Source organism: Halodesulfovibrio oceani subsp. galateae, from assembly GCF_055397225.1.
The window spans coordinates 2,092,290-2,110,877 of the sequence record NZ_AP042453.1; the positions used below are offsets into that span (position 1 = coordinate 2,092,290).

Consider the following 18,588-nt stretch of genomic DNA (forward strand, 5'->3'; position numbering starts at 1 on the left):
GCTCAAATTCTATAGAATAATTATTTTTACTTAAGAGGCTTTGGTTCCTGCGAGAACTTCACCCGAAGCGGTAAGCATTTCCATACCGTCAGCAGTTTTGAGCGCAAGCATCATGCCGTGAGACTCAAGACCACGAATCTTACGAGGCTTCAGGTTTGCCACAACGACAACCTGACGACCAAGAAGATCTTCTGCTGTGAAGTGTTCTTTCAGTCCTGCAAGAATCTGACGCGGTTTTTCTTCGCCGAGATCAACTTCACAACGGAACAAACGATCCGCTTTAGGGTGATCTTCTACAACAAGAACCTTACCGATACGCAAGTCAACTTTAGCGAAGTCATCAAACTCGATAGGAGCTGCAACTTCCTGCACGGATGTTTTTTCAGCTTTTTCTGCCTGCTTTGCAGTCTTAGCAGCTTCTTCAATTTCTTTACGAAGCTTGTCGACATCAACACGCGGGAACAAGTTAGAGCCCGGAGCGATTTCGATACCAACAGGCAGTGTGCCCCATGAGTCTACTTCTGCTGGCAGATTTGCAGTCAGCGGGTCAAATTCAAGACCAAGCTGCGCAACAAGTTTTTCAGCAGATTCAGGCATTACAGGCCACAGGTGTACAGCAACTTTACGCATGCATTCAAGCATGGTGTACATTACGGTACCAAGACGAGCTGTGTCGCCTTCTTTTGCAAGAGCCCAAGGCTGACTGGAATCTACGTACTTGTTCAACGCACGAACGAGTTCCCAAAGGGACTCAATACCGTAAGAGAAACGTACGTTATCAAACAGCTGCTGAAAGTTTTTGCAGGAATTAGACGCTAAATCACGCAATTCCATATCAGCTTCTGTGTACTCAGCAGGCTGTGGAACAACGCCACCAAAGTATTTTTTAACCATGGAAAGTACGCGGCTGAAGAGGTTACCAAGGTCGTTGGCAAGCTCTGCATTCTGGCGCAGTGCAAGAGATTCTTCGGAGAAGCTTGCATCGTTACCAAAGTGCATGTCACGCAGCAGGAAGAAACGGAACGTATCGTTACCGTACTTTTTAGCCATATCAAGCGGAGCAACAACGTTACCGATAGATTTTGACATCTTGGTATCGTTCACAAGCCAGTAACCGTGAACGTTAAGGTTGTTGTACGGCTCAAAACCAGCTGCTTTCAGCATAGTCGGCCAAAAGATTGCGTGTGGTTTAAGAATATCTTTAGCAACAATGTGCTGCACGCTAGGCCAGAACTTTTTAAAATTCTCTCCGTCAGGGTAATCAAGAGCAGAAACGTAGTTAAGCAGTGCATCAAACCATACGTAGGTAACAAAGTTGTTATCAAACGGAAGTTCTACGCCCCACTCAAGACGAGATTTAGGACGGGAGATACACAAGTCTTCCAGTTCACCACTGTCGAGTAAAGAAAGCACTTCTTTACGGTAGCGTTCTGGACGAATGAAATCAGGATTATCCTGAATGTGCTTCTTCAACCATTCCTGATATTTTGACATTTTAAAGAAGTAGTTCTTCTCTGCAATGTATTCAGGCTTAGTCTGGTGCTGTGGGCACAGACCGTCTTCTAATTCTTTTTCTGTGTAGAAACGCTCACAGCCGTAACAGTAATGTCCGCCATATTCACCAAAGTAGATGTCGCCGGTATCGTATACTTTCTGTAATACGTCCTGCACTACTTTTTTATGGGCAGCATCTGTTGTGCGAACAAAATGATCATTGCAAATACCAAGCTCAGGCCAGAGATCTTTAAAGAGCTGGCTGATCTGATCAACGTATTCCTGCGGAGAACATTCGTTCTTTTCAGCAGCTTGAACAATCTTGTCGCCATGCTCATCTGTGCCGGTAAGGAAGAAGGTTTCTTTACCCATCATCTGCTGGAAACGTTTCATTGTATCAGCAATGATCGTAGTATAGGCGTGTCCAAGATGCGGCTTAGCATTCACATAGTAAATTGGAGTCGTGATAAAAAAGCGTTCCAAGAGAATCTCCCGACGGCTTCGCCCGCTGGTAACGGACGCTGGATTCTTTATTTTATTTTCTGGCTGTACACACAGCTGTATACAGCAAACACTCATTCTATAATTTTCGTTGAGAAAGACCTCATTACGGTAAAGCAATGAAGTCTTTTTTCAACGATATATTCAATCTTTAATCCCAACGATTATTCGTCAGATTTAGGCTTGCGCTTACGTTTGCGTTTACCGCGGCTAGTGCGTTTCATAGGATCAGCACTCTTTACGCCCGGCTTGCGGACGAGCTGCTCACGCAGGGTATCCACATCAACGCCTTCAGCTTCTGCACGCTCTTCAAGTTCTTTTTCAACTTCTACGCGGCGTGCTTCTTCTTCCTCTGCTTCTATTGCTTCCTGCTCTTCGCGGGCAGCATCTTCAGCAGCTTTTTTAGCAGCAGCACGGGCAGCATCTTGCAATGCCTGATCCGGACGTGTTGCTTTCATTTCTGCCCACTCTTCGAGGGTTACTTCCATTTCTTCATTAAACTCAGAGAGCAATGAAACGCTGTTACGGAACATGTTCGCACGCAGCACTTTAACGGAACCATCCTCAGTAAAGTACTTTTTACCAAGCTTAGGACATGCGCGGTGAAACTCTTCGTAGTTCTGCTGTTCGTAAGAAAGGCAGCAAAGCAGTCTTCCGCAAATGCCGGAAATTTTGGCAGGGTTGAGAAACAGGTTCTGCTCTTTCGCCATCTTAATGGTTACTGGAGCAAATTTACGTAAAAATCTGCGGCAACAACAAACCATGCCGCAGTTACCAACCGCACCGACCATCTGTGTCTCATGGCGTACACCAATCTGACGCAGTTCGATGCGTGTGCGATAATTTTTAACGAGATCTTTTACAAGTTCTCTAAAATCTATACGGTTAGGCGCAGTGAAGTAGAAAATGATTTTGCTACGGTCGAAAAATACTTCAACATCAACGAGCTTCATATCAAGCTTACGTTCACGCACACAATCTAAGCAGTACTGAAATGCTTCTCGAGAAAGCCCTTCATTTTCCTGATGACGTGTAAGATCTTCGTTTTCCGCAAGTCTGTTTACTTGTTTAAGCTCATCACTTTCTGCATCTGCCGGTACATCGTCTCGTAGAACAACGACTTCACCAAGTCCCTGTCCCTGATCAACAACGACCCAGTCCCCCATAGAGACTTCAAGATCTTTTATTTCAAAATAGTATATGTTCCCATATTCTCGGAACTTAACACCAGCTATTGATGACATGGCGATCCACTCTTCGCACTGCTGCCACAGCAGCACGTATATGTTGTATGCTGAGCCATAATGGTCATCAGCATTTATTTATTGAAAGAACATTTTCTTTTCGGCTTTATTGACGCTCGTGTCAACAAATCGAATATATGGTTGTGTTCTGGCGCATTCATGTTTATGAAAAATACGTTCGCATGATTTTGTAAATGTATTTCAGGAGAATAAAAATGATTGATCGTGAAAGCGCTTTTCAACTACTGGACTCACAAAAACCTGAGCCACATTTGATTCACCATGCCATGCAAACTGAGGCAGTTATGACTGGACTGGCAAGGCATTTTGGTGAAGACGAAGAGCTCTGGTCGCTAACCGGTTTGCTACACGATCTTGATTTTCCGAGCACAAAGGACACACCTGAAGAACATGGTAAGCAATCTGTAGAACTACTCGAAGGAAAGCTTCCAGAAATAGCACTGAATGCTATTCTCGCCCATAATTCGGAACACACGAACCACGAACCCACTACAAAACTTGATCTGGCACTTCGCTGTGCTGAAACAGTTACCGGCCTTATTGCCACGAATGCGCTTGTTCGACCTAACGGCATGGAAGGCATGACACCTAAAAGCTTAAAAAAGAAAATGAAAGACAAAGCATTTGCTGCGTCTGTCAGTCGTGACCGAATTAAAGAGTGCGAGAAACTGGACTTGGATTTAGGTCAGTTTTTCCAACTGGCGGTTGAATCCATAACTCCCATAGCTGACTCCGTAGGATTAGCTAAACGTGCATAGCATAAGGATTCATAATCATGAAACTTTCTTTTGTTATTGTAACAAATAACACCAGTAAATTTATCGGGCGCTGTCTCGATTCAATTAAGCAGACTATTGAAAACCAAACCGCATCTAAATTTGACGCAGAGATTATCGTTGTAGATAACGCATCTGCTGATGACTGCGGCACTATAGCAAAAACAGCTCTCCCAGAGATTGAGCTTATCCAGAACTCTGACGATAAGGGCTATGCAGCAGCAGCCAATCAGGCTGTAGCACGCGCAACTGGCGACCTTATTGTTTTCATCGATCCTAAGGTTGAAGTACTTGCGGGCTCCGTTCGCCGCCTTATGGATCAATTTGCTACTAACGCTTCCTGCGCTATCGCTGGAGGTAAAGTAGTTGGTGCAGACAACCTCGGCCTGAAAACCGTTGATCGTCTTCCGGGTATTGTTGCTAACTTTAAGCGCATGTTCGGTTGCACCTGTTCTAAAACTCGAGATGCCGACCAGCCAATGACTGTGAACTTTGTTCCTTTCACCTTTGCTGCTGTCCGACGTGACATTATTACAAAACTCGGCCAGCTTGATGAGCGTTTTTACGCCGGTCTTGCTGATGCAGATTTCTGCCGCCGTATTGTAAAATCACTTAACCCATCCTATGCAATCTACTACGTGCCGCAGGCTACTGCGCGCGTTCTCGATAAATTCTCCTTGCAGTGTGAATGTGCTGATTACGCCCTTAACGGTTCAGCAGCAATTAAAGCACGTACACGCAGCGAGCAGATGTACTTCTGGAAACACTACTGTCCTTTTACCGCACTCTTTTTTGGCGGCATGGATATGCTCGTGTTCTCCGTTCGGTACGTTGCGTACCTCATTCCGGGAGTCGGAACAAAAGACAAACGTGGCTACGCTTGCACTGTTGTCTGTGAATCTGCAAAAGCGATTCTCTCTACCCAACTCGGAAGCCAATTTCCTACAGAATAATTCTGTAAGACTATCAGCTCACCTAAAAAGGGATGCACGTATTGTGCATCCCTTTTTTTTTGATCATTACATTATCCCAACTAGATAGACTTACTCTACCCTGCAAAATGACTTTGTCCGTCAGCTTACATCACTCGTCAGTTTACTTCACCCGTCTGGCTACTTCACTCCTTTGGCCACTTCACTCGTCAGGCTTACACTGCTCTTCAAGATTACATTGCTTACCAGAATTATACTGCTCATTAGGCTTACTTTATTCACTCGGCTCACTAGGATTTTTGTGCTCAAAATAATCAATCTGCATAAAGTTACGATTCAGCGTATCTGCACAAACATATTCTCGAGCTTTTTACGCACTAAGCACACCCAATCGTCCTCAAAATAATCTGAGCATGACTAGACTCTGTATTCTTTCAAGATTGCACTAGAATCCTCTAAGAATTTACTGCTAGAATACCAACAGAGTTACCAGAAATTTTGCTACAGGCGGTATATTATGCTTCAGATATTAGCGCGCGGCGGCGGTGATGCCGTTAGGGACGATACATTCTCAGAAAAACTGGGAACTATCCCACACCCAAAAGGACAAGAGATTCTTGTAAAGGTTTTAGCAACTTCCATTAACCCAGTTGATACAAAAGTCCGAATGCGTACTCCAAGTTCAACTCACGTTGTTCTGGGACACGACACGAATGGAGTTATCGTTGATACAGGGGAAGAAGTTACAAGATTTGCAAAAGGTGACCATGTCTACTTCATGGGGCAAAGCAAATATCTCGGTTCCTTTGCCCAATATCAACTGGCAGACGCGCGCACTGCCGCCCTTACCCCAAGAATTTCCTCATACGCTGAAGCCGCCGTACTCCCTGTGGTAACATTTACAGCATACGATGCCCTATTCACTCGCCTTGGCTATATCGCCGCAGGATACGCCAACACAGGAAAGACCATCCTCATAATCGGAGGTGCCGGTGGTGTAGGATCAATGGCGATCCAACTTGCAAAATGGGTGGGACTTACTGTCATAGCAACAGCATCCCGTGAAGAAACTGTGGACTGGTGCAAAGACATGGGTGCAGATTTCGTCATCACCCATCATGGAGATATTGTTGATCAGGTTCGCGCGCTCGGCATGCAGTGGGTAGATTCGATATTCTGCACAACACACCTCAGTGCACATTGGGGAGCAATGGCAGAGTTAATCGAACCGCAGGGAGCAATTGCACTTATTGATGACCCTGATGGCCCACTGGACCTTCGTTTATTCAAAACAAAATCTGCACGAATATGTTGGGAATTTGCACTGGTTCGCACCATGTACGAAACATCAGACATACAAATGCAAGGCTTCACACTCACCAAAATTGCTCAACTTATCGACTCTGGAAAAATAAGATCACCGCTGACTGAAACGCTCTACGGTTTGACCGTCAGAAACGTTCAAAAAGCCCACATACGACAAGAGTCGAACACTATGGTTGGCAAACAGGCAATCATCATTTCACCATAGTTATGTTTTTGACAGACGTTCCTGCAATCCCATAAAGAGATGCCACAAAACAGGAACAATGAAGAGTGTAAGCAAGGTGGCGGTGCATAGCCCCGTTACAAAGGTAGACGCCATTGGTCCCCAGTTAAGAGAGTAATACGGGATACCGATAGCCATCGGCAACAACCCTAAGGTTGTCGTAAGAGTGGTCAACAAGATAGGGCGCAGACGCATTCGCACACCTTCGTACACAGCCTCATCCCTGTGCATTCCACCCCTGCTCAAATTATTGAGAAAGGCAATAAGCACTAGTGAGTCGTTAACTACAACCCCAGTTACCCCGATAGTCGCAATAAAGCTGTTAATGGTGAATAACGTTCGGGTAAGAAATACGCCATAAACAACACCAATAAAAGCAAACACTACAGCAGATAGAATGATAAGCGGTTGCACATATGAATTAAACTGTGTTGCCAAGATCATATAGATAATGAGTAATGCAATTAAAAATGCAAACATGAGAGACGAGTATGATTTCTGCGTAGATTCATATTCACCCGCAAAGTTAAGCGTTGCTCCGGTATATTTTGTCCGAATCGTCGAATAGTATTCCACCACATTGTTCACAATGTACGGTGGTGAATAAGGGGAATCCGGTTTCAAATTGGCAGAAAGCGTAATAGCCCTCTCTCCCTGAAATCTATTGAACTGCCCCGGCTCTGTGTACGTTTGTATTGTTACAAGATCACCAAGACGAATAGATCCCATATCTTCTTCAATAACAGGGATGCTCAATGCATCTTCCGGCGCACGTAAGAATCGTTCATCCACCCGCATTCGCAAATCAATATCTTCATCATCTGCCCTGAATTCACCCACAAGGGAACCATCCAAAATAGAACCTGCCATTCTGGCAACAACCCTTGGCGTCAACTCGTACTGCGAAACTCGCATTTCATCCGGCACAAACCGCACGATTCTATTCGGATATCCCGTGTCAGGTCGTAAATCCACCAAGTACTCGGAATATTCTTCATTCTTTTTCATGTAATTCAAAATATCACGGGTAAGCATATCAACCTTAACGGTATCAACCCCCATAATACGAATAGTCAAATCTTTCCCCGTCGGTGGTCCATCAGACTCAGCTCGTACCCGTATCACCCATTGCTTACCCCAATGTTTATGGGCATATTCTGTCAGCTCTTTTCGCATTGTATCCAAGTGTGCAATGGGGTCATTCCTCGGATAATCTGCAAAGATACGGGTGTTAACATCAGGCAGCTCAACATTAACCGTGCCGTAGTTTGAGCCGTAAACCTGTTCATAATCTTCATTCACATAGAAACCGGCAAAAGCAGTGGCCGCTCGAACAACATTTTTTCCTTTGGAATCGATATGGACCGTCATCTCTTTCAACCTGCGAGAAACTTCCTGAAGAGATGTACCTGCCGGAGCCTCTACATTTACATAAAAAATATTGTAGTTATCCGGAAAAAACTTAATACGAAGAAGCGGAAGTGTGCCGGAAACAGAAACTCCGAAAATAAACAATGCGCCTAAGAACGCTACAAAAACTGCGCAGATACTCTTTGTACGATGTTTCATGAAGATGCGCAGTATCGCGACAGCACCATCTTTAAATTTGATTAAAAACGGTTGATCAACAGGCGGGGTGTAACCGTGAGCAAATTTCTCCACTCCCGGCCAATCATAAAAATGTAATGGAAGAATCAGCAGGCACTCAATAAGGGACGCTGCAATGGCAAAGCTGACAGCGATCGGGATCTGTGCAAAAAACTCACCTGTCGACCCGGACATAATGAGCATAGGTAAAAATGCCGCAACAGTGGTAGAAGTAGCTGAAATTACAGGCACAGCCACCTCCGACGCACCATCGATAACAGCTGTCTTTAATGGCTCTCCCAGTTGAATATGCCTGTAGATATTTTCGATCACTACAATCGCGTCATCAACAATAATACCGGCGACAAGCACAAAAGCGAACAATGTAATTTCGTTAAGCGAGTTGCCGGACACCTTCATAAAGATCATCGTGACAAGAAAAGAAAACGGTATACCCACAGTCGTAATGACGGCATTTCGCAACCCCATTACTATCCAGATAATGACCATTACAAGCGTAATACCAACGAGCAAGTTGGAACCCATAATATTCATAGATTCATCAATGAATACACGCTGATCCTGCGTAATGACGGGCTGTACTTTACTCGCTGCAAGCCGCTCTGTATGTTTCTCTACTATCTCTTCAACGGCGTTACAAATATCGATAGCATTGCCCGTGCTCTGCTTCATAACCGCGATGGTAATACAATCTTTCCCGTTAACAGAAGTAATGACATGAGGGTCGCGATAACTGTACTCCGCCTTAGTCATCACATCGCCTACACGGACAAACGAACCTTCATTGTCTTTCCGCAGAATTACTTTCTCGATATCTTCCTGAGTCTTGAATCGTTCATCCACAACAACTATATATTCTGTTTTTCCTGTATCAAAATCACCTGCCGGAATAGAAACGTTGGAATCCAATAGTGCTTTACGCACCTCTTCCAGAGTAACCATGTATCGATTCATTTTGGCTGGAGACAAATCGATATGAAATTCACGAGAATATTCACCGTTCAGTCGAACGTCTTTTACACCCGAAATACGAGCAAACTCATTCTTCAATTCTTCAGCGATAAGACTCAGCGCTCTGTTTGATCTCTCACCGACTAGAATGACGTTCAGCGCTGGCAGCCATTCATCAACAGTGATTTCTGTAAATTTAGGCGGGTCCATATCCATGGGTAAATCATTCTGAATGGACAAGACCTTGAAACGTAGTTCGTCATACAGTTTCTGGTAGTCTGAATCATCAACAAATTTTACAAGAATAGAGCTGCGTTCGCGATATGAACGGGAACGGATATATTCAACCTGTTCCAGACTATCGAGCGCATCCTCAATTTCTTTTGTCACAAGAGATTCAACATCAGACGGTGATGCCCCGGGGAGAAAAGCACTAATGTGCACTTTGCCCATTCTTACATACGGCATCCTGTCCACTGGAATGGTAAGGATACTTATGACGCCAAGAATCATAAGTACTAAAAAGGCCAGATTAACCAGCACCTTCTGATTAAGAGTAAATGCAATTACAGAACGCATAGCATCTCCCTAAAAACCAGTTTGTGTAGGTTCAGTTATGAAACGTTCTCCTGCAGAAATTTCTTTGGAACGAACGCGTTTTGTTTTCGGCTCATCACCTTTTCCCATTATGATAACCGGAACCTCTTCGCCGTTTTCACGAACAAGAAAGGCTTCTTCATACCCTTGTACCAATGCGCTGTCCGGAACAATGACGGCACCCTCTGCTTCATCCATGGGAATATAAAGCTCTGCCCGAACCCCGCCGCGTTTTTCAATAGGGAATTCGTCTATCGCTAAATCAACCTGAATTTTACGCATGTCAGGGTCAAAGTCCGGAGAAATATTTTCAATTCGTGCCGGAACTTTTCCATTCAGTTCCGGCAGTTCAATCATAATATTGTCCATTTTTTTCAATGTGATTAATTCGGATGGAGTAAGAGCAAGCGGGACAATAAGTACCTCAAAATTGCCTACTTTTGCCAACACGTCCCCTTTTCGAGCCAACTCACCCGGTTCAAGATAGCGTTCAATAACCCGCCACCCTGCCGGAGCAAGTATGAAGTGACGTTTTTTATGCTCACGCAGAATTAATTCTTCAATTTTCAATGCTTCTGAATCTTCGCGTGCAAAGTCGAGATCACGTTCCAAGGCATCATACGTTGTCTGTGCTGCATATTCTTTTTCAATAAGCGTCTGATATCTATCAGCCTCTTTTGAATAAAAATTGACCGTACTGTCGTTTGCCTGCTGCTTATCAAGATTACGACGGATATCAAGTTCGATAAAGGTAGGATCAAGACGTGCGAATAAGCCATCGCGTTTGATGGCATCTCCGATATCAGCATACACAGCAAGGCATCGTGCATTTTCTTCACTGGATATAGTCATCACGGTGCGAGGACGAGTGAATCCCGTCATATGCACATGTCGCTTGGCAGCTTTTGCAACAAAAAATTTTTCGCTATGTGCTACTTCAACACCGACAAGAATTATAATCAGGATGAGAAAGAAAACTTTACGCCACATATGCGCTCCTTCAACTCTGACAAATGGTACAAGATAGATACTCATTTGTTACCTAAAAAAGAGCTGTAACAATAGGATTAACTCACTCATTTACTGTTATTTTTTACTCCGCCCCGTCAGATGCGGGGTATATTCAATTCACTTTTTTTTAAAGAACACAAAAAAAGCAACCTTCATATGAAGGTTGCCTTGTACTTTCTATTTTTCGAATCAATTACTATCGAGAAGCCATCGCCTTACGCAATGCAATTACGGTCGCAGTAATATCTTCTGCACCCACGATCTCGGAAACAATCGCGCAACAACGAGCGCCATGCTGGGCTACGTCCTGAATGTTATGCAGTTTGATTCCGCCAATAGCTACATGCGGGATATTGTGCTGCTGGGAAACGTACTCAAGGTACTCGTACCCAACAGGTGCACAGACATCTTTTTTAGTCTGGGTCGCAAATATCGGCCCAACACCTACATAATCTGCACCAAGCTCAATTGCATGCTTACATTCTTCTGGAGAATGCGTGGAAAGGCCGATAATTTTATCTGCCCCGATAAGCTGACGAACCTGCGGAACAGGAATATCTTCCTGCCCAACGTGCACACCGTCTGCATCACACAGCATAGCAATGTCTACATAGTCATTAACAATAAATTTGCAGCCTGCCTGTTTAGTCATGGCACGAATCTGCAAACATTCTTCCAACATTACACCGGATTTTTTATCTTTTTCTCTGTACTGAAGTACTTTGATGCCTGCTTTAAGCATAGCATCTACAACTTCAATATTAGAACGACCTTTGGACAAGCCTTCGTCGGTCAAAGCGTAAATATCGGTATCTAAAATTTCTTGAAAATTCATGCTACTTCCCCAAAATATGCGTTAGCACTACATCTGCCTGCATAGCGGCTGCCATAAGCACTTTGGGTGCCATAGGCGGATGATCGGCAATATCAGTTGTAAAATCACCAACAAGCACGGCATCATCACGAATTTGCCGCTTCTGCATGTACGGTTCACCCCACCCTGCCATGCCGGAGGCTGAAACAAACAGACGTGCATCAGACAAATATTGCTCTGCCATCATCTTCTTACCGTCAACGCTATCGAGAGCTTCAATAATTATGTCACTATCAGCAAAGTATTGCGGTGCGGTGGTCGGTGTTATCTGCCCATTGTGTATCGTAATGTTCAAGGTGCTGTCTATGCGAAGCAGATTCGTTTTGCAGACTTCAACTTTCGCCATACCAATCTGATCTTCGAAAAAGAACTGTCGGTTCAGGTTTGATGAATCCACAACATCATAATCTACAATGACAAAATTTCGAACACCACTTCGAGCCAGCATAAAGGCACAGTTAGACCCCAGTCCGCCGCAACCGGCAATGCCTACAGTGACAGAAGCAAGTTTTTCCAACTGCTCTGGTGTAAGATAGCGGGATAACCCCGTCTGCAACACTGAATTGATGGTCATAACACCTTCCTGTATCGACTAAAAAGGTTGCCAGTCTTTGAACACAGGCTGGAATCCTTTCGATTCAATGGCTCTGCACATTTCTTCAACACTACGTGGATCTGAAATATCAAACTGCGCAGTGCTTTCGTCATCAGAAGTATGACCGCCAACCGCGGTGGTTACTCCGGCAGACATTTTGGTCACGCCTAACGGCATCATGTTATCACGCAGTTCTGCTGATTCCCGTGTGGAAATAGTAATACCTACGTTATGCAGGAAAATACGTTGAGCCAGAACAAGCTGAACTAAATTTCTGTCCGTTACAATCGATGCAGGCTCATATGCACCTACATGCGGGCGCATTCTCGGCGGTGAGATGGCAATGTTGGTTGCAGGGTATTTACGCTGCAAGTACTCCGCGTGTAGTCCTGTATAGAAAGCATCACGCTGCCATACAGATTCCAGCCCGAGTAATGCACCTACGTTTACAGTACGCATTCCTGCCTGACATCCGCGTTCAGGTGCATCGAGTCTAAAATCGTAATCGCGTTTCGGCCCTTTCGGATGCAATTCAAGGTACAACGATTTGTTGTATGTTTCCTGATAAATTGTCAGTCCGTCAACGCCGCATGTTTCCAGATACGCGTATTCCTCCTGAGTCATTGCATACACTTCTATGCTGATAGAAGTGAAAAACTCACTCAGAATCTTTGAACAGTCACCAATATACTCAACAGTAGACTTAGCCGGAGCATCACCTGTAAGGATAAGGATATGCTTTAATCCGGTTGCCGCAATGGCCTCGGCTTCTGTTCTCAATTCATCCGCAGAAAGCTGCGAACGCTTAATACGGTTCTCTGTATTGAAACCACAGTACACACACTGGTTGGTGCAGTAGTTAGCAAGATACAACGGGGTAAAAAGCTGAATCGTCTTTCCGAAATGACGTAACGTAATCGCATTCGCTTTCTGCGCTATGGCTTCAAGCATGCCCTCTGCTGCCGGAGACAGCAGGGTCAGATAATCGAGTGGAGTCAAAGAATGCTTTGCAAGCACACGCTCCACATCGGCAGCGGTAACTGCTGCCAGATACGCTGCCATGTCCAGCGTATCGTACTTCGAAAGAAGATCAGAAAATCCCATATTACATACCGCCTAAAAAGCCGGTCAGTGGAGATGAGGCATCGGCTGAACCAGTAGAGACTGCCGCAGTCTGCGCAATATACGCAGCACGACCGGCTCGAACAGCTTCACCAAACGCCCGCCCCATTGCCACAGGATCACCGGAAGCTGCAATTGCGGTATTCACCAGACAAGCTGCTGCACCCATTTCCATTGCTTCACACGCCTGTGACGGAGCGCCGATTCCTGCATCAACAATAATCGGTAAAGAAATTTCATCAATCAAAATACGAACCATTTCTTTTGTCATCAGCCCGCGATTACTGCCAATGGGAGCGCCTAGCGGCATAACTGCCGCAGCACCTGCATTCACAAGATCACGTGCAATGTACAAATCCGCATTTACATAGGGCAGAACAGTAAAGCCTTCTTTTGCAAGAATTTCTGTTGCCTTTGCGGTTTCGTATCCATCCGGCAATAAATATTTATTGTCGGAGATAACTTCAATTTTAATCCAGTCGCCACATCCGGCCGCGCGCGCCAAACGAGCAATTCGTACTGCCTCGTCGGCATTGCGCGCACCGGAAGTATTCGGCAACAACTGCATGTGCTTGGGAATGTGCTGCATTACGTTCCCGGTAGCCGCGTTTGTGTCAACTCTTCGTAACGCTACAGTGATGACCTGAGATCCGGACGATGCACATACATCAGGAATGATTGTATCTGAGCCATATTTGCCGGTTCCGGTTAATAGTCTGCTGGTCAAGCTGACTCCGCCGATAACCAATGCGTCGTTGTTGTTCGCTTCCATTAGCCCCCTCCTACGAATTGCAGGATTTCCAATACATTCCCGTCAGTAAGTACGGTAGTTCCAAAATCATCAGCCTTCACAACGGTTCGATTCAGTTCAACGACAACCGCTTTTACATCCACGCCGTTGCCCTGCAGATATTCAAGCAGGGTTGTGTCGTCATTGCACAGTTGCATCTGACCATTTACAGTTAGTTGCATTGTAGGGTTCCTTTGCTGCTTTAATCGCATAAAAAAAGCTTGCACGAAGGCAAGCTTAGAATACGAGTTAAGTACTCAGCCTTCCTCCGGCGGTATAAACCGCGTCAGGTTCAAAGGGTCTGAACGCAATGTTCACTCTCAGCCCGAAGGCTCCCCTAGCTGTATGTAGACACACCCTGTATCCCATAAAACGCTGTGCGTTTTATGCTACAGGCATAAAAAAAAGCTTACCCCTTCGGATAAGCTTGTAGTTCTTGAAACGTAGTTGCTTTCCTCCGGTGGTATAAACCACATCAGGTTCAAGGGTCAGAACTATTACGCTCACTCTCAGCCCGTTAAGGCCCCCCTAGCTGTTCGGACATGTATAGTCAGTATTAACAATCCTGTAAAGCTGTTTATTTGATCAATTACATTTTTTAAGGAATAATACCTTGATTTACTTACTCTATTCAAATCAAACAGAAGAAAACCAACTCTGCAACTCAGATCCATAAAAAAATTATGAGCTTGCATATTTCCATCAACAAGCTTGATGCGTGTTACTTTTTTCTATATCGTCACACGAGAAAAACGCCTGTCCTAAACCGGACATACACATTCAACCTGCTTTTGTATCCTATATAATAAACAACACCGCAGGAGCCCACATGCGTCTAGAAACCATATTTTTTGCATTCATTATTACTTGCATTCTTACCACATCAGCCTTTGCCCACCGCGTTAATATTTTTGCATGGGCAGAAGGAACAATGATACATACTGAATCCTTTTTTTCCAGCGGTAGCAAAGCACAAAACAGCGCTGTTACCGCTACAGATAAAAAGACAGGAAAAGTAATCGCAAAAGGTATTACCAACAGTAAAGGTGAATGGTCTTTTCCTCTTTCTGCTGACGCCATTAAGACCAAAGACCCTATTGTCGTCACATTGGATGCAGGCCAAGGTCACGCGGGCTCGTGGACTCTGCAAGCCGAAGACTTTGCTGATGCCGCAGCTGGTGCAGCAACGGAACAGTCAGCTTCCACAAGTACGACTGATCCTGCTACAGATACAAAAACTCAAGCTTCATCCCAGACGTCACCCCGAATAGCTGAGCAGACTTTTCAGCAAAACACAACTGCTCCCGCCGCAACTGTCACTCTTACAAAAACAGAAATTGATACACTTATCCGTACCGCCGTGCGTCAGGAACTTGTTCCAATTAAAGCACAGGTAGCAAAGCTGAATGCGCAGATTCTTCAGCCAGCAACAAACATGAAAGATATCTTTGGCGGAATTGGCTACATTTTGGGGCTGCTCGGACTTGCAGCATTCATGCAGTACCGGAAAAAGGTATAGAACATTTTCAGGCGCCAATATTCCATAGGTTGTATGTCTGCGTATTGCTCTTCTGTCATAAAAACACTATGACGCGGCAGACATCTTATGAAAAAGGAGCCCCGCATGGCTAATTCCAAAAAAGACCAACAGAAGATTAAAAAACGCATTGCTGCAATTAAACGCCGTAAAGCGTCTACTGCTGACGATTTTTCCGACACCGTAATGAAGTTTTGCAAACCGCTTCTGGCGGAAGCTGAAAGCTTAAGCGGAGACGATAACGCTATCGGTCTTGGCGTATTTGCGTGGAACGCATCATTCCTTCCGCGTGACCGCTGGGAAGACGGCCTGCACCGCTCCCTTGAACAGTTCGAACTTACTGACGAAACAAAAACTACGCTTGTCGATATTGTAGAAGAAATGGTTCGTCAGAAAGAAGTTATGCATCCAAATGACCTGCGCGTAATCACAGATTACAAAGTGCACGAAACTGAAGAGGGTCCAATCCTTACAGTAGACGCTAAACTTGCTAAAAAAGCGCTGCTGCCTTCTTTCAAAGGCGTACCGTCTGAATAGACAGTTACCTCCGGAAAAGCTCTGCTTAGATATCCCCATCGGGCTATCTCCGCCAGAACATCTCCAAAGGACAAGACACCCTATCCACAGGAGCCACCACCTGTAACGCTTGTTCCTCGTGAACACGATTGGTGCCCCAAAGAAACGAATGCATATCTTGATCCTATTAAGGTGACTACTTTCCGCATCGTTATGTATGTAAAAAGCCCGCTGTACGCGTACAGCGGGCTTTCTTTATACTTATTCAGCTACCTGCTAGTCCGGACCAGGGCAAGCTACGTTGCTCAGTTCCTCAATTTTACCATTTTTGATACGCCAGTCACGAATGCCCTGCATATCCATGAACATCTGGAACATCTGGAAGAATCCATGCCAGTGTGCATAGTCAGGACCGTTCATAGCTGCACCCTGACGGGCACGACGGCCTTCATGGTGCCAGAGGTAGTACATCATACGCTGGAAGCCATCTCTCCAAGGATCATCACCAAGGAGGTTTTTAGCAGCGAGTTCCTTCTTCATAGCTACTGCTTTATCCCAGTAGATATTGTAGAGCTTCACTGAAGCATCGAGCGTATCCATTGTTGCATTTGTATGGAGTGTAGAGTGACAATTCTTACATACTAAGCGCATGCGTTTGCCGCCTTCCACACCGGCACCACGGGTGCCTTCACGAATTTCGGAACGCTTAGTGTAAAGCGTCCACTTCAGACGGGTTTCAGGGTTATGTGTGGTAGTCAGTTCGCCGATACCACTCAAGTGACATACTGCACAGGTAGGTGCATCGTAATCGCCTGGTTCCCATGTATCCGGAGCCGCAGTAAAGTTCCACTTCTCTGAATGAGCAGCGTAAACCTGACCGTGCTTGGATTGGTCATAAATTTCAATGTTTGGATGGTCAGGACCGAGGTGACATGTACCACATGATTCCGGCTTACGTGCTTCCGCAATGGAGAACATATGACGGGTGTGACAAACAGAGCAGTTACCTACAGAACCATCAGGGTAACGCTGACCAGGACCACCAGGCCATGTCATGTTGATAGGCTTATTATCAGCACCGAGCTGAATAATTGTACCGTGACACATCTGACAACCAGAAGCGCGCGGAGCCATAGCTTCAGGGCTGTTACGGTCAACGCCGGCAAACTCTAACCCTTCGTAGTAGTACATCAACTTATCGAAGGTAGGGTTGTTCATAACTGGCTCGGATGCCGGTTTAGCATGAGAGCTTTCAAGGAACTGTGAAACTTCTACAGGGTGACAACGGGAACATGTCTTAGAAGATACCATCGGGCTGGTATAGATATTTGTTCCACGCACACCTTCACACTGGCTGGCCATTGGAGATGTTTTTTCTACAACGTGACAGTCGTAGCAAGAAACCTGTGCATGAGCCATGCGACCGTTTCTCCAGTTATCAACAATACCAGGGGTTGCTTTTGAGTGACATTCGATACATTTTTTAGCCGCTTCAGAAAAACCACGTTGTACTAGGATCTGCTTATGCAGTCCTCCAAGGGTAGCGTCCCCTTGCGATGTGGCTTTAGGTGTCGTTTGTTGCATCTTCTCCTCAGCCGAGGCAGAGCCTACGACCAACATGCAACAGAGCACCATACCAAGTAGGGTTACCAAAGTCCTCCGTATCTTCATTCCTTTTCCTCCACACACTTTCAGGTTTCCATTCGTAACGACAGTTATGAATCCCTGTTGAAATACTTGTTCACATAGAACATCATGTCCTTATGTCCCACATGCTCGTGGCACTTAACACACCGGAGTTTATTCTCTTCTCTCAGATACTCGCGATGCGCTAAAATGGCCTTGATGCCCATTTTCGGGGCTAACAACTGGGCGTGGCATTTACGACAAGAGTTGTCGTACGTGTAGTTTTCACGACTGTTCTGCCCCGCGCCCCAATCATGCGTATAGGGATCAATGATCATATTCATGATAATATCATGTGTACCGGTATATGCTTTGGCGGCAACGTACTCTACGAGAGTGCCATGTGGCAGATGACAGTCTACGCATTGGGCAACAACCCCCTGTGGGTTATTCCCCCCGTGAACCCCGGCAAGCCATGCCTGCCTGAAAGGTCTCATCACGTGGCACGTTACACAAAAGGTATCAGTGTTCGTCAGTGTAATCATATGACCAGAAGCCAAAACAAGGACGATGCTTAATACAACACCGGTTACACCCCCTATCAACAATAGTTTTTTTCGCTTTTTCCTATCGTTGCTCTGAGGCATAAACCTCCCCTTTGCCAATATTTAAAGGGTAAACTCTAGACAATTGATAAATACTACCATGTTAGAGGTGTATACGTATTATATTTTTTGCTCATATTCTCTGAAAATACGTAGGCGTACTCGCAACAACCCTGAACATCACACTAAGCGTACGATTACTTTTTTCACGTAGAGAGACACTAGGCACAAAAAAAGCC

The 18,588-nt window shown here is 45.2% G+C and carries 16 protein-coding genes and 2 riboswitches; of the genes, 5 read left to right on the forward strand and 11 right to left on the reverse strand.

What is annotated here, in order from left to right:
* Positions 1 to 30: 30 nt before the first annotated feature.
* Together metG and ACZ5V1_RS09410 are read right to left on the reverse strand one after the other, a co-directional pair.
* Complete coding sequence (gene metG / locus ACZ5V1_RS09405) at positions 31 to 1,977, reverse strand: methionine--tRNA ligase (protein ID WP_464388619.1); 1,947 nt, start codon at positions 1,975 to 1,977, stop codon at positions 31 to 33.
* A 182-nt stretch (positions 1,978 to 2,159) separates the two neighbouring features.
* Positions 2,160 to 3,239 carry a PSP1 domain-containing protein gene (locus ACZ5V1_RS09410; protein WP_464388620.1) on the reverse strand — a complete coding sequence of 360 codons (1,080 nt, stop codon included), beginning with the start codon at positions 3,237 to 3,239 and terminating at the stop codon, positions 2,160 to 2,162.
* Between the two features lie 215 nt (positions 3,240 to 3,454).
* Between ACZ5V1_RS09410 and ACZ5V1_RS09415 the strand changes: the two genes are divergently transcribed.
* The 3 genes from ACZ5V1_RS09415 (at position 3,455) to ACZ5V1_RS09425 (ending at position 6,499) form a co-directional block, all read left to right on the forward strand.
* Complete coding sequence (locus tag ACZ5V1_RS09415; RefSeq protein WP_464388621.1) at positions 3,455 to 4,018, forward strand: HD domain-containing protein; 564 nt, start codon at positions 3,455 to 3,457, stop codon at positions 4,016 to 4,018.
* 17 nt (positions 4,019 to 4,035) lie between these two features.
* Positions 4,036 to 4,989: a glycosyltransferase gene (locus tag ACZ5V1_RS09420; RefSeq protein WP_464388622.1), complete on the forward strand. Its 954-nt coding sequence runs from the start codon at positions 4,036 to 4,038 to the stop codon at positions 4,987 to 4,989.
* 496 nt (positions 4,990 to 5,485) lie between these two features.
* Positions 5,486 to 6,499, forward strand: a complete 1,014-nt coding sequence (locus ACZ5V1_RS09425; RefSeq protein WP_464388623.1) for a zinc-binding alcohol dehydrogenase family protein — start codon at positions 5,486 to 5,488, stop codon at positions 6,497 to 6,499.
* Here the strand turns inward: ACZ5V1_RS09425 and ACZ5V1_RS09430 are convergent, their stop codons facing one another.
* The 7 genes from ACZ5V1_RS09430 to thiS all read right to left on the reverse strand — a co-directional run bounded on the left by ACZ5V1_RS09430 (position 6,500) and on the right by thiS (position 14,247).
* Positions 6,500 to 9,655, reverse strand: a complete 3,156-nt coding sequence (locus tag ACZ5V1_RS09430; RefSeq protein WP_464388624.1) for an efflux RND transporter permease subunit — start codon at positions 9,653 to 9,655, stop codon at positions 6,500 to 6,502.
* Between the two features lie 9 nt (positions 9,656 to 9,664).
* Positions 9,665 to 10,663 (reverse strand): efflux RND transporter periplasmic adaptor subunit, encoded by a 999-nt coding sequence (locus ACZ5V1_RS09435; RefSeq protein WP_464388625.1) that lies wholly within the window; start codon positions 10,661 to 10,663, stop codon positions 9,665 to 9,667.
* Positions 10,664 to 10,880: 217 nt separating this feature from the next.
* On the reverse strand, positions 10,881 to 11,519 hold the full coding sequence (gene thiE / locus ACZ5V1_RS09440) for a thiamine phosphate synthase (RefSeq protein WP_464388626.1): 639 nt from the start codon (positions 11,517 to 11,519) through the stop codon (positions 10,881 to 10,883).
* Between the two features lies 1 nt (position 11,520).
* Positions 11,521 to 12,132, reverse strand: a complete 612-nt coding sequence (gene thiF, locus ACZ5V1_RS09445) for a sulfur carrier protein ThiS adenylyltransferase ThiF (RefSeq protein ID WP_464388627.1) — start codon at positions 12,130 to 12,132, stop codon at positions 11,521 to 11,523.
* A gap of 18 nt (positions 12,133 to 12,150) precedes the next feature.
* Positions 12,151 to 13,257, reverse strand: coding sequence for a 2-iminoacetate synthase ThiH (gene thiH, locus ACZ5V1_RS09450; RefSeq protein WP_160715252.1), 1,107 nt, complete (start codon positions 13,255 to 13,257; stop codon positions 12,151 to 12,153).
* 1 nt (position 13,258) lies between these two features.
* Complete coding sequence (locus ACZ5V1_RS09455; protein WP_160715250.1) at positions 13,259 to 14,047, reverse strand: thiazole synthase; 789 nt, start codon at positions 14,045 to 14,047, stop codon at positions 13,259 to 13,261.
* Entirely contained in the window at positions 14,047 to 14,247 is a 201-nt protein-coding gene (gene thiS / locus ACZ5V1_RS09460; protein ID WP_464388628.1) for a sulfur carrier protein ThiS, read from the reverse strand. Before thiS ends, ACZ5V1_RS09455 begins: the two co-directional genes overlap by 1 nt.
* Before the next feature lie 64 nt (positions 14,248 to 14,311).
* Positions 14,312 to 14,414, reverse strand: a riboswitch (TPP riboswitch).
* 86 nt (positions 14,415 to 14,500) lie between these two features.
* Positions 14,501 to 14,605, reverse strand: a riboswitch (TPP riboswitch).
* A 289-nt stretch (positions 14,606 to 14,894) separates the two neighbouring features.
* On the opposite strand from thiS, the gene ACZ5V1_RS09465 reads away from it, so the two are divergent.
* Both ACZ5V1_RS09465 and ACZ5V1_RS09470 read left to right on the forward strand, forming a co-directional pair.
* Entirely contained in the window at positions 14,895 to 15,584 is a 690-nt protein-coding gene (locus tag ACZ5V1_RS09465) for a hypothetical protein (protein WP_464388629.1), read from the forward strand.
* A 105-nt stretch (positions 15,585 to 15,689) separates the two neighbouring features.
* Positions 15,690 to 16,139: a hypothetical protein gene (locus ACZ5V1_RS09470; RefSeq protein ID WP_160715244.1), complete on the forward strand. Its 450-nt coding sequence runs from the start codon at positions 15,690 to 15,692 to the stop codon at positions 16,137 to 16,139.
* 255 nt (positions 16,140 to 16,394) lie between these two features.
* Here ACZ5V1_RS09470 and ACZ5V1_RS09475 read toward each other — a convergent pair whose 3' ends face one another.
* The gene (locus tag ACZ5V1_RS09475; RefSeq protein WP_464388630.1) at positions 16,395 to 17,702 is read right to left on the reverse strand and encodes a multiheme c-type cytochrome; all 1,308 of its coding nucleotides are present in this window, start codon (positions 17,700 to 17,702) and stop codon (positions 16,395 to 16,397) included.
* Positions 17,703 to 17,833: 131 nt separating this feature from the next.
* Positions 17,834 to 18,391 carry a cytochrome c3 family protein gene (locus ACZ5V1_RS09480; protein ID WP_464388631.1) on the reverse strand — a complete coding sequence of 186 codons (558 nt, stop codon included), beginning with the start codon at positions 18,389 to 18,391 and terminating at the stop codon, positions 17,834 to 17,836.
* Positions 18,392 to 18,588: the final 197 nt, after the last annotated feature.